At 60.4% G+C, this 12,240-nt stretch carries 11 protein-coding genes; 5 read left to right on the top strand and 6 right to left on the bottom strand.

Going from position 1 to position 12,240, the window contains the following annotated elements; translation table 11 throughout:
- Positions 1 to 11: 11 nt before the first annotated feature.
- From A8950_RS17170 to A8950_RS17150, 5 genes are all read left to right on the top strand, one after another.
- On the top strand, positions 12 to 899 hold the full coding sequence (locus tag A8950_RS17170) for a phytanoyl-CoA dioxygenase family protein (RefSeq protein ID WP_166645254.1): 888 nt from the start codon (positions 12 to 14) through the stop codon (positions 897 to 899).
- 28 nt (positions 900 to 927) lie between these two features.
- Positions 928 to 1,896, top strand: coding sequence for a thiamine pyrophosphate-dependent dehydrogenase E1 component subunit alpha (locus tag A8950_RS17165; RefSeq protein ID WP_133614923.1), 969 nt, complete (start codon positions 928 to 930; stop codon positions 1,894 to 1,896).
- Positions 1,897 to 1,929: 33 nt separating this feature from the next.
- Positions 1,930 to 2,952, top strand: coding sequence for an alpha-ketoacid dehydrogenase subunit beta (locus A8950_RS17160; protein WP_133614922.1), 1,023 nt, complete (start codon positions 1,930 to 1,932; stop codon positions 2,950 to 2,952).
- A 3-nt stretch (positions 2,953 to 2,955) separates the two neighbouring features.
- On the top strand, positions 2,956 to 4,065 hold the full coding sequence (locus A8950_RS17155; protein ID WP_243735686.1) for an acetoin dehydrogenase dihydrolipoyllysine-residue acetyltransferase subunit: 1,110 nt from the start codon (positions 2,956 to 2,958) through the stop codon (positions 4,063 to 4,065).
- Positions 4,066 to 4,604: 539 nt separating this feature from the next.
- Complete coding sequence (locus tag A8950_RS17150) at positions 4,605 to 5,846, top strand: NAD(P)/FAD-dependent oxidoreductase (protein WP_243735698.1); 1,242 nt, start codon at positions 4,605 to 4,607, stop codon at positions 5,844 to 5,846.
- A gap of 350 nt (positions 5,847 to 6,196) precedes the next feature.
- On the opposite strand, the gene A8950_RS17145 is transcribed toward A8950_RS17150, so the two are convergent.
- From A8950_RS17145 to A8950_RS17120, 6 genes are read right to left on the bottom strand one after another with little or no spacing between them, the layout of a single operon-like run.
- Positions 6,197 to 7,438: an NAD(P)/FAD-dependent oxidoreductase gene (locus A8950_RS17145; RefSeq protein WP_133614920.1), complete on the bottom strand. Its 1,242-nt coding sequence runs from the start codon at positions 7,436 to 7,438 to the stop codon at positions 6,197 to 6,199.
- On the bottom strand, positions 7,435 to 8,817 hold the full coding sequence (locus tag A8950_RS17140) for an NAD(P)/FAD-dependent oxidoreductase (RefSeq protein WP_133614919.1): 1,383 nt from the start codon (positions 8,815 to 8,817) through the stop codon (positions 7,435 to 7,437). Before A8950_RS17140 ends, A8950_RS17145 begins: the two co-directional genes overlap by 4 nt.
- A 2-nt stretch (positions 8,818 to 8,819) precedes the next feature.
- Positions 8,820 to 9,650 (bottom strand): choline/ethanolamine kinase family protein, encoded by an 831-nt coding sequence (locus A8950_RS17135; protein ID WP_133614918.1) that lies wholly within the window; start codon positions 9,648 to 9,650, stop codon positions 8,820 to 8,822.
- A complete protein-coding gene (locus tag A8950_RS17130) occupies positions 9,647 to 10,480 on the bottom strand; it encodes a carbohydrate ABC transporter permease (RefSeq protein WP_133614917.1) in 834 nt (277 codons plus the stop codon). The genes A8950_RS17135 and A8950_RS17130 overlap by 4 nt, the downstream gene beginning before the upstream one ends.
- Positions 10,470 to 11,384 (bottom strand): carbohydrate ABC transporter permease, encoded by a 915-nt coding sequence (locus tag A8950_RS17125; protein WP_133614916.1) that lies wholly within the window; start codon positions 11,382 to 11,384, stop codon positions 10,470 to 10,472. Before A8950_RS17125 ends, A8950_RS17130 begins: the two co-directional genes overlap by 11 nt.
- Positions 11,385 to 11,388: 4 nt before the next feature.
- Positions 11,389 to 12,174, bottom strand: a complete 786-nt coding sequence (locus tag A8950_RS17120) for a DeoR/GlpR family DNA-binding transcription regulator (RefSeq protein ID WP_133614915.1) — start codon at positions 12,172 to 12,174, stop codon at positions 11,389 to 11,391.
- Positions 12,175 to 12,240: the final 66 nt, after the last annotated feature.

The raw sequence follows: 12,240 nt of genomic DNA, 5'->3' as shown, positions 1-12,240 counted from the left end.
TGGAGGAAAAAATGCCTGATATTACAACCTTAGAGCCGACGGCATCTGTCGATGAAATTCTGGCGGTCCTGCACCGCGACGGCGCGCTGATCGTGCGCAATCTGATGACGCCGCAGCAGATGGCGACCCTCAGCGAAGAGCTGCGCCCGTGGATCGACAAGACGCCCAACGGCAATGGCGATTTTGTCGGCTACAAGACCAAGCGCTGCTGCGGTGTGCTCGGCAAATCGGCTATGGCTGGCGAGATCGCGACGCATCCAAAGATCCTGGAATTGTGCGACCGAGTGCTGCTGCCGCAATGCACGCGCTATCGCCTGTCGGTGTCGCAGGTGATCAGCATCGGCGCCAGTGAGACCGTGCAGCACATGCACCGCGACGATGCGCTATGGCCGTTCGAGCACCCGGTGAAGAACCACCGCCTGATCCATTGCATCTGGGCGGTGACAGACTTCTCCGCTGAAAACGGCGCGACGCGTGTGGCCCCGGGCAGCCATCTCTGGGGCGAAGGGCGCGAACCGAAAGAGGGTGAGTGGACGCAGGCTGTGATGCCGGCTGGCTCGGCGCTGATCTACTGGGCTGACACCTTCCATGGCGGCGGCGCCAATCGCACCGGTATTCCGCGTGACGGCATGATCCTTGGCTATATCGTCGGCTGGCTGCGCCAGGAGGAGGAGCAATTCCTCGCCGTGCCGCCGGAGAAGGCGAAGACCCTGCCGCGCAAGATCCAGGACCTGCTCGGCTACAAGACCCACGAGCCCTATCTCGGCTGGCTGGACCAGAACGATTGCCGCGTCGCCCTTATCGACGTGCCGGAGGATCAGCGCGGCGCCGTCGACCTTTCCGACGATGATGATACGGCTGGCGAATTGCAGCCCGGAAAATGGGCCGTCTTGATCTGACACGAGATTTGCTCAAGGGAGAAGTTACATGCAGCTCAGCAAGGAACAACTGAAGCTCGCCTATCAGCGGATGCGGCAGATTCGCGTTTTCGAGGATCGCCTGCATCTTGAATTCACCCGGGGCCAGATTCCCGGCTTCGTCCATCTCTATGCCGGGCAGGAGGCCAGCGCCGTCGGCGTCTGCATGCACCTCACCGACCAGGATACCATCTCCAGCACCCATCGCGGGCACGGCCATTGCATTGCCAAAGGCTGCGACATCGATGGGATGATGCTGGAGATCTACGGCCGGAAAGAGGGGCTTTGCGGCGGCAAGGGCGGCTCCATGCATATCGCCGACCTCTCCAAGGGCATGCTGGGTGCCAACGGCATCGTCGGCGGCGGCCCGCCCCTGATCTGCGGTGCGGCCCTGGCCGCCAAGACGTTGGGTACCGGCGCGGTCGCGGTCTGTTTCACCGGTGACGGCGGGTCGAACCAAGGGACCACACTGGAAGCGCTCAATCTCGCCAGCGTCTGGAAACTGCCGGCGGTGTTCGTCTTCGAGAACAACGGCTATGCGGAATCGACCGCCAGCCATTGGTCGGTTTCCAGCAAGCAAATCGTGAAACGGGCCGACGCCTTCGGCATGCCGGGCGCGCGGGTCGACGGCCACGACTTCTTCGCTGTCTGGGAGGCCGTGCGAGAAGCCGTCGAGCGGGCACGGGCGGGCGAGGGGCCAAGTCTGATCGAAGCGACGACCAATCGCTATTACGGCCATTTCGAGGGCGATGCACAGACTTATCGGGCACCTGGCGAGGTCGAGAAGGTGAAGGCAGAGAAGGATTGCCTCGTCCACTTCCGCAAGCGCGTCACTGAGGCGGGCCTGCTCTCCACGGCCGATCTCGACGCCATCGACGGCGAGGTCGCAACGCAGATCGACCAAGCCATCGAAAAAGCCCTGGCCGGCACCCTGCCGACCGTCGCCGATCTGACCACCGACGTCTACGTCCGCTACTGACCGGCGCGGCCCAGGAAACAAGGAACACGGATCATGCCCAAGAAGACATTCAAACAAGCCATCACGGAGGCGCATTTCCTCGAAATGCGACGCGATCCCCGGGTCATCGTCATGGGCGAGGACGTTGCGGGTGGACAGGGGGCCAGCGGCGAGGCCGATGCCTGGGGTGGCTCCGAGGGTGCCACCAAGGGTCTCTACACGGAGTTCGGCCCGAGCCGCGTGCTCGACACCCCCCTCACCGAAAGCGCCTTCATCGGCGCCGCCGTCGGTGCCGCGACACAGGGATTGCGACCCGTCGCTGACCTGATGTTCTTCGACTTCATCGGCGTCTGCTTCGACCAGCTCTACAACCAGGCCGCCAAGTTCCGCTACATGTTTGGTGGCAAGGCGGTAACGCCGGTGGTGGTGCGGGCAATGATCGGCGCCGGCTTCCGGGCGGCGGCGCAGCACTCGCAATGCCTCTATCCGATCGTCACACATATTCCCGGGCTGAAGGTCGTCATTCCGTCCAACCCCTATGACGCCAAAGGGCTGCTCATCCAGGCGATCCGTGATGACGATCCGGTCATCTTCCTGGAGCACAAGCTGCTTTACGGCGTCACCGGCGAAGTTCCCGACGATTCCTATACCGTTCCCTTTGGTGAGGCGAATGTGCTGCGCGAGGGCAAGGACGTCACCATCGTGGCGTTGGGGTTGATGGTGCAGGTGGCGATGGATGCGGCCAAGGAACTCGATACCCTCGGTATTAAGGCGACCGTGATCGATCCGCGGACGACCTCGCCCCTGGATCTCGAAACCATCGTGGAAAGTGTCGAGGAGACCGGGCACCTTGTCATCGTCGATGAATCCAGCCCACGATGCAACATCGCGACCGACATTGCCGCCCAGGTGGCCGATCAGGCGTTCCATGCCCTGCGTGGCCCCATCAAAATGGTCACGCCGCCGCATACGCCGGTTCCGTTTTCACCGGTTCTCGAGGATCTCTACATTCCCCGCGCCGAGCACGTGGTGACCGCCGTCCAGGCGACCGTGCCGGCCAAGAAGAAAGGAAACTGAGTCTTGAATGCGTCGATTCAGTCCATCAACATGCCGAAATGGGGCATGTCCATGAGCGAAGGCAAGCTGGTCAAATGGTTGGTCAGCGAAGGTGACGCTATCAAGCCGGGCCAGGAGATCATGGAGGTCGAGACCGACAAGATCACCAATGTGGTCGAGGCGCAGGATGCAGGGATCCTGCGTCGCAGGGTGGCGGCGGAGGATGAGACCCTGCCGGTCGGCGCCCTCCTTGCCGTTCTTGCCGATGCGTCGGTCGCGGACAGCGAGATTGACCAGTATGTCGATGCCAATCGTGTGGTCGCGGTCGATGCCGATGGCGAAACCAGCCTGATCTCGAAGATCCAGGTGGATGGGAGAACCGTAAATATCATGGATAGCGGCGGCGAGTCCGACAAAGCGTTCCTGCTGATACATGGGTTCGGCGGCGATCTCAACAACTGGCTATTCAACTTCGAGGAATTGGCCAAACACGAGCGCACCATCGCTATCGACCTGCCGGGTCATGGCCAGTCTTCCAAGGATGTCGGCGACGGCGCCGCGGTCAATCTGATCGCGGCGGTCGATGGCGTCATCGATGCGCTCGGCCTGAAGGCGGTGCACTTCGTCGGCCATTCCATGGGTGGGATGGTCGCCGCATTGGCGGTGATCGGCCGGCCGGCGGTGGCAGGCTCGCTAACACTCCTGGCTCCGGCCGGCTTCACGACGCCGGTGAATGAAGCCTATCTCGCTTCCTTCATCGCGGCAGACGACCGCAAGGAGATGAAGCGAGTCTTGAGCGATCTCTTCGCCGAGCCTTCGGTCGTCACGCGCGACATGGTCAACGACGTTCTACAATACAAGCGTATCGACGGCGTCAATGCGGCGCTGGGCCTGCTTGCCAGCAACGCGCTGAAAGCACCGGAGGCGGGTGGCCTTGCTGCGCAACTCTCTGGTCTTGGCTGCCCGGTGCGTATTTTCTGGGGCGCCGAGGACAAGGTGATCCCACCGCCGCAGTCAGACGCTGTTTATGCTGCTTTCGATATTTCGGTCATCGACGGCAAGGGCCATATGCTTCACATGGAAGCAGCAAGTGATCTCAATGCCGCGATTTTGCAGCAACTCGCGACGGATTAATCTCCTTATGTGATTCGGCGTGGGGTTTTGGCGCCGATCGACACCGATAACTCACTGGATCGATCGACAATTGAGGGGGCAAACTTCGGTGCCTACTAACAGCATGTGAATTCATCAGATTGGACGGCCGCATGTCAGTATGATTTTGGCAGCTAGGCGCGACCCGACCTGTTCCCGCGACCATTGTTATTGAAACGATCAATACAATGGATTGAAAATTACCATTGGCTGTATATCCGGTCATCTGCCAATGTTGCGCGCTGAAGGACAGTGATCGCTATCTTCCTGTCCACGGATCGCGAAATCTGAGGCAAGCAATTGCAGCGAACTCCACCTTCATCTTCCAGCGACGTCATTGGCTTCGCATCTGCTTTTCAGGATGTAATCCGCGTGACTATGAGCTATTGGGCGTTCTGAGCGCATGGACCGCAGTGCCCACAGCACAGCAAGGGAGATGTATGTGCATGTGAAGAACCGTGATCGCCTGCCTTACCGCTCACGCGCCCGCTGAAGCAACGTCACGAAAGAACCGTTCGTCGATGCCAGGAGACACGGAAAGGATCGACAGAGCACAGGTCGTTATCATTGGCGGTGGCGTAGTCGGCTGCTCTATCGCTTATCATCTTACCCGTTTGGGAGTCACAGACGTTCTGCTGCTCGAGCGGAACGAGCTCGCCAGCGGCGCCACCGCCAGGTCGGCTGGATGTGTTTTGCACGTTCGCTCCGATCTCAGCACGACACAGATGGTCTCTCGCACCTGCGCGGCAATGGCTGAACTTGAGGAGCTCTTGGGAGAATCGCTGGACTTCCGGCAAGTGGGATGCATCCGCGCGGTGTTTAGCGAAGAGCGGGAACATGAATTCGTCGGCATGGTGCGGGTTTTGGCCGAGGCTGGCATTCCCGCCGAGAGCCTCGATCCTCCGGCTGCCCGGGAGATCTGCCCATGGCTTGAGCTCAAGGCGAGCAGGCGAATCATCTATGTCTCGGCGGATGGATACATTGATGGAGCCCGGCTCAATGCCGCATACGCCCGGGCGGCGCGCATGCTGGGCGCACGAATTCGACGAGGTGTCTCGGTATCGGCAATCCTGTCGGAAAGCGGGCGAGCCGTTGGCGTTAGAACAGATCAGGGAACGGTGGAGGCCGACTGGGTTGTCGACGCCGCCGGCGCTTGGGGCGTCGAAGTAGCCTCTTGGGCTGGATGGGGCCTTCCGGCGGCGTCGACCCGTAGCCATTATTGGATAACAGCGCCGGACGGATCAGGCTCCGAGACATGTCCCGTAGTCCAACTCCCGGACATGCGTACATATCTGCGGCCGGAGGTCGGCGGCCTGCTGATCGGTATGCAGGAGCCCCGTTCCCTTACCTACGACCCGCTGCAGATCACCAGCGACATGGCGGAGATGCCGCTGAGCAACCACACAGATGACCTTGACCTGCTCCTAGAGCAATCCGGCGCCTTGAGAACAGTAGTTCCCACCATCGACAGCTGGCGATTTGCGCATCACATAGCGGGACTTTCGACCTATACGCCAGACGGAAAGTTCTTGATTGGGCCGGTTCCAAGCCTGTCGAATTTTCTCGTTGCGGGCGGATGTTGCGGCTCCGGCGTTGCAGCATCGGGTGGGTTCGGACTGTCGATTGCTGAACTCATCAACGGTTCTCCGATGACCATCGACATCGAACGCTACCGCCCTGACCGGTTCGGCGACGTGGATCCTTCTTCCCAGGACTTCCGAGACCGTTGCGCCGCTGCACGTTCCAGTAAAAGTCGCGGTTAGGCGGACCAGGCATCGCTAAGCGGACGGTCATCATCGAATGGCTGCACGGTCCCCAACGGGTCAAGCTCGACCCTAACGCAGCGGCGGCGGTATGTCGCTCTTTCTCCACATAGAGACGCACGCTGACACAGCGGAAATGTCTCATTCGAGCCAGACGAGGACATTGCCCACCTTCTTGACGTCTTAAATTAGTCAACTGCAACGGGATGTTCCAGACGCGAACCGGGATGGGATGGAAATAGTCGGCTGCTCGAGGCCGGCAGCCAACTTCTGAGAAAGTGGGTGGAGTGGACGGGACGTTGCGCGTTCTGGTCTGTGGCTGCTATAAGTTCCAGCGAGGTGGTGTTTGGTCAGCTGACGTCGATAACGGCGTCCGAGTTTAACGTTTGTTTGGCCAGACTAAAGTTGATCCGCCGCGTCTGCAGAAGCCGCTGAAATTTGCCAAGTTTCTCGCGACCACTATCCGACAGTAAGGTCAGCGCGCCTTTCGTGTCCCCGGCGACCCTGGCGCTCGGTCGGAGAGGCTCCACCCCTGCGGGACTGACAAATGGGCCATCCCAGTATTGTGGAACTACGTATTTGAGACCTTTGCCGGGGCGCAAATGTAGCGCGCCACGAACACCGGACAGTTCGCCCGCGAGATACTTTGCCGCCAATTGTCCAGCCCGGCGTCCCTCGCACGCTGCCCAGCCGCTACTCTCCACAGGGCGCAAAACATTGCCGGCGGCGAAGACGCCAGGCAGTGAGCTGCGCATGGCCTGGTCGATGGCGATGCCGCCGGTCGCCGGGTCCACCTCCACCGCGCTGCCGACAAAAGCCGCGGTCTCGGGGGTCCATCCGGCGGAGAACACGATGCCGTCGCAAGCAATCCTGCGCGTTGTGCCACCCTGGCGCACCACCAACGCCTCTACACGTTCGGAGCTGCCGTCAATCTCCAATAACTCTGTATCCAGATGGATACGTGCGGCCAGAACACCAGCCAACAGCCGCATGATCGGAAAGGAGAAAATACGGTGCTCGCAGCCAATCATGTGCCGGACCGTCGCGCCACCGTGCCTTGCCGTCAGAAGGGCAGAAAATGCAACATGCTCGGTGCCAATCACGGTCAGGTTTCGGAACTGGTCAAGCTGGCCGTCGCGTCGCGCCACCAACTGCTGCAGCATGCCGGTCGTGAAGATCCCGCGTTCCGGACGAATGCCGGGCACGCAGAGATTGCCGCGATTGCTTTCGCGGATGCCAGTAGCCAGGATCACGGCTTTCGGCAGCAACTCTGTATAACTGGTCTCGGGTCCGACTATCTGTACCGACGGCCCAGCGTTAATGCTGATCATGGTGGTCTTGCAGAGAATGCGGATGTTGGGTCGGTCAGCCGCGTTGAGCATATACCTTGCGAAGCCGGGGCCCGTGCGCGGGTAATGCGCATACTCCCAACCGAATCCGGGATGATGGCAGAAGCGCGGCAGGCCGCCCGGTGCATCATCCCGGTCAATGACCACGATGTCGGCAACGCCCGCATCCGCCAGAGCAATGGCGGCAGCAAGGCCGGCGGCACCCGCACCTACAATCAGTACGTCTGGACTTGTTGAAATCATGTGTGTTCGCTGTTCCGGCCGGAATTGAATATTGCATCAATCCGGGCGCCGCAATAGAAGCCCTGGCAGCGACCGAACATGGCGCGTGTCCGGCGTTTTAGAGCCTTCAAGGTCCGGGGAGGAATGCGCGAGGCCATGGCGTTTTCAATCTCACCACGCGTAACTCTCTCACAATGACAGATGATTTCGCCGTAGCGCGGATCAGCTTCGATCCGGGCATTGTCCTGCCACGGCCGCTGAGAGGTTTCTGCAAGATCCGGAACCACAATGGCGTTTGTTGTTGTCTTCCGGCGTGCATCGACAAAAAGCGGAACGAGCAGGGATGCAACGTGCTCGGCGATTCCCAGAGCGCCGGAGAAGCCTGTCGAACGGATGCCCGCCACTGTCACCCACCGCTCGGAGAGGCGCGGGATGATTTGATACTCGCTTCGATCGGTGGCCGGTCTCATGCCAGAGAAGACCGTGTTTACTGGAAACTGTTCCAGCGCCGGTGCCATGCGGTGCATGGCCTCGCGCAGCTTGGCGAGACCTTCCGGGGTGGTGCGCCGGTCATCCGGGTCAGATACTTCCTCGGCCGTGGGGCCAACGATCACGTTTCCGAAAATGGTTGGGGCAATCAGGATTCCGCGCGTGGTCGGCGTCGGCGTGGGCAGGGCGATCACGTCGTGCAGGCTGCGCGCCGCCTTGTCGAGAACAAGATACTGCCCCCGTCGGGGCCGCACGACGAAATCGCTGTAGCCGGCCAGTCCTTCGACCTTGTCGGCCCGCAAGCCCCCGGAATTCACCACAAGCCTCGACGTGACGGCTTGACCCTTGGCCTCCTCCAGCCGCCAGCCATTCGTCAGTCGATCCGCACGCTTAACGGCGAAAGACGGCCGGTAGACCACCCCGTTTGCCACCGCGTCCAGCACATAGGCATAGGGCGTAGAGAATGGGTCGGCGATACATTCTTCCGGCGCCCACATGGCACATTGAATGCCAGGGCTGAAATGTGGCCACCGTCGCAGCACGTCGGCGCCATCCAGCAAAGTCACGCTCGAGAAACCATCGGCACGGGCGCCGGCGACTTCGTGTTCAACGATGGCTCGCTGTTCGTCGCTCCAGGCAAGTGTCAGGGCACCGACCCGGCGGATCGGCAGGCCCATGGCGGGCGCCTCCGTCTGATAGCGAATGAAGCCGCGAGTCACCAATTGGCGTTCCAGTGTGCCGCGCGGTGTATCGAAGCCAGCGGTCATCAACGCCGAGTTCCCTTTGCTGGATTCGTCGCCGAAATCGGCGCGTGCTTCCAGCAGGATGACGCGAAGGTCGAAACGCGAGAGGTCGCGCGCAATGGCTGTTCCCACCACGCCAGCCCCGATGATAGCGATATCGAATTGCATGGTCAGGTCAGCACGTCGCGCAGGCGTTGAAAGCAAAGTGCGGTATAGGCGGGAAGGTCACCTGATTTCTCGCCCTTCAACCGGTTCTGCCTTGCCTGCAACAGGCACCACAATGCTTCGCGGATGACGCAGGCGATTTTCATATCGTACAGAACGCCGGTGTCATAGTCGCCGTAGGCTTCTAGAAAATGTGCTGCGTCCCCTTCGCCAAGGCCGAAATTGGCCAGCACCAATGCAAGATCGGTTTCCGGAGCGCCGGAACCCGCATATTCCCAGTCGATCAGATAGAGCCGCCCGCCGTCGCAAAGGATGTTCTCGGGAATAAGATCACCATGCACTACGGATCGACCTCTGCCAGGCCGCAGACGGTCCAGTGTGTTTGCCACGCGATGCCGTTCTTCCGGCAGTTCCAGGTCGGTGAGATCTGCAAGGTACCGCCTCGAAACCGCGACGGGGTCAAATGCGGGAAGATTGGCTGGCACGGGTACTTGGTGCAAGCGTCCCAGCAGGGTGGCAAGCTCCTGAAGTACGTTCCTGTCTGGCGTTTCTTCGAGATGAAGTGTTTCGCCGGGCAGATAGTCCTGAACAAGAATGGCATCCCCGGCATAGATCACCGCCGGACCGATGCCATGGGTAGCCGCGAGCTGACAGCAGATGGCTTCACTGACGCGGTCAATGCCGAGATCCTGACGGTCGCTGCCGATGCGCGCAAAGAAGCGGCGATCACCATCCCAGACAAGGTAGTTCTGGTTTGTCCTGCCGGCAGCGAGCGGCTTGATTTCCGGCGTGCCCTGCCAGATCGGCAGTTCGGCAAGGTTCTTGGCGGTGCTCATCCTTTCACCGCGCCGAAGGTCAGGCCGCGCGCCATGTAGCGGGAGAGGGCGAAGGTGAGGAACAGGACCGGAAGGACCACGACAACGCCCAGCGCCATTGCCGGTCCCCAAAGGATGCCGCGATGGGTGAGGGCGAGGCCCACGATCGGTGGCAGCGGGCGGGTATCGCCGCTCACCATCGTATTGGCCAGAAGAAATTCGTTCCAGGTGAACATGAACACAAAGAGTGCACAGCAGATGAGCCCGGGCGCCGACAGGGGCAGAATGGTTTTCCAAAGCACCCGCCACGGCCGGCATCCGTCGACCGTCGCCGCCTCGTCGATCTCGCGGGGGATCTCGTCGATGAAGGATTTCAGCACCAGGATCGCGAAAGGCAGCTGGAAGGCTGCATTAAGGATGATCAGGACGGCCAGCGTGTTATAGGCACCGACCGACCGCACCAGCACGAAGAGCGGCACGATCGAGGCAATCGGCGGGATCATCTTCAGGCTGAGGATATCGAACAGGATCGCGTCCTTCTGCCAGATGGGAAAGCGCGACAGGCCATAGGCGGCGGGGAGGGCCAGAACCAGTGTTAGGAACGTGGTGGCCACACTGATCAGCAGGCTGTTCAGCAGATGGCGTTCCACCGCCCAATTGTCGTGAATGAAGCGCCAATGCTCCAGCGTCGGCTTGAAGAACCAGACGGGATCCGGTGACAGCAGATCGGCCTCGCTCTTGAATGCCCCAAGCAACATCCAGATCAGGGGAAAGACAAACAAGCCGACGATGACGGCATTGGCTGCCACCAGCAGGGCATGGCGATACCATCTGACAGCTCTACCTGGCATCAGCGAGACCCCGTTTGAACAGTATCAATGTCAGCACCAGGACCATGATGAGGAGAAGGAAGGACGCTGCCGACGCAGAGGCAACGTTGAGATTGACGAGGCCTTCGCGTTGAATGAAGAGGGTGATGATGTCGGTCGCTCGGGCCGGGCCGCCTTTGGTAAGCACGAATACGGTGTCAAAGGTGGCGATAGCGAACATGAAGCGGAAGACGACGGCAACGGCGATGATTCGCTTCATCAGAGGCACCGTGATGCGGCGCAGGATCTGCAGTGCAGACGCACCATCGACCTCGGCTGCTTCGAAAACGTCGCGCGGCAAACCTTCAAGCCCGGCCAGCATGATCAGGAACATGAAGGGCGTCCACTGCCACACATCCATCAGAACAATCGATACCAGCGCCATCTTCGGATCGGCCAGCCAGAGAATCCGTGCCAATCCAAGGGAATCCGTCAGTTGGTTGATGATGCCGAAATCGCTATTGAGCATCAGCTTCCAGATCAGCCCCACTGTCACAGGGGTGGCGATCAGCGGCAGCATGATCAGCGCCCGCATGACGGGATGCGTGCCGGTCATGCGGCTGAATGACAAGGCCAGGAGGAATCCGAGGATGGTTTCGACCACGATCGCCGTCACCAGAAAAATACCGGTGACGATAATCGAATCGTGAAATACGTCATTGCCCAATGTCTGGGCATAGGTGTCAAACCCCACGAAACGCGTAACCGGGAAGGTCAGCCGCAAATCGGTAAAGCTGGCATAAAGCGAATAGAACAGCGGGTAAATGATGATCGTGAAGATGTAGACCAGCGCCGGCAACAGGAAATAGGCCCCGTACCAGGCCGCCTTGTTGCGGCGCCGGATCTGTGGCCGGATCTGCGCTTTATCGCCCGTATGCGCGGTCATCCCGCTATCCTGACGTGCCAATACGGATGACGCGGATACCGGCCTCGCGCAGGCCAACCAGCCGATCCTCACCGGCGCCGGTTACCAGTGAATACTTCTTCGAGAGCGGCATCGCATTGATGCGCTGGCGCTGTTGCAGCTTGCTGGCCACGGCGACGATCACTGTATCGGCGGATTGCGTCGACATGCGCTGGGCAAGGGCAGCGTCATCACCGCTTTGAAAGGTAATACCCGATTCGGCATGAACCCCATCGGGGGAGATGATCGCGATATCCGCGTTGATTTGCGCTGCCATCGCCGCCGTGAAATTTCCGGCTGTCGCGAGCGAGCTCTGCCGCACGATGCCGCCGAGCAGGCAAGACGTCACCTTGCTCCCTGCAGATAGGCGAGTGGCCACATTCACTGCGGGAGTTGCCACGAAAACCTCAAGATCGGCGGCGACGATCGCATGGGCGATGGCCATGATGGTGGAACCGTCATTCATGAACACCGTACTGCCCGGCTGAATGAAGCTCACAACCTTCTCGGCAATCGCGCGTTTCTCGTCGATATCCAGGGACTCGCGCTGGGCGAAATCCTGATCCGCAGGGCGGAGCGTGCGCATCATCGCACCGCCATGGGTGCGCTGGATCGGCGCCTCGGATTCCAGCAGATCGAGGTCGCGCCTGATGGTGGCTGGCGAAGCGGAGAGAAATTCGCAGAGTTCCTCAATCGACGCCCCCTGACGTGCGGTGAGGAGGCGGAGAATTTCAGAACGTCTTTGTGCGGGGGTCAGTGTTTTTCGGCTCATTTTTCAAATTTACTCACCTGAATACCTGAAAGCAATCAAAAACGATCAAAATGATTGCTTCAAACG

This window comes from Dongia mobilis (genome assembly GCF_004363235.1).
GTDB lineage: Bacteria > Pseudomonadota > Alphaproteobacteria > Dongiales > Dongiaceae > Dongia > Dongia mobilis.
This window is presented reverse-complemented; position numbering and strand designations above follow the sequence as displayed.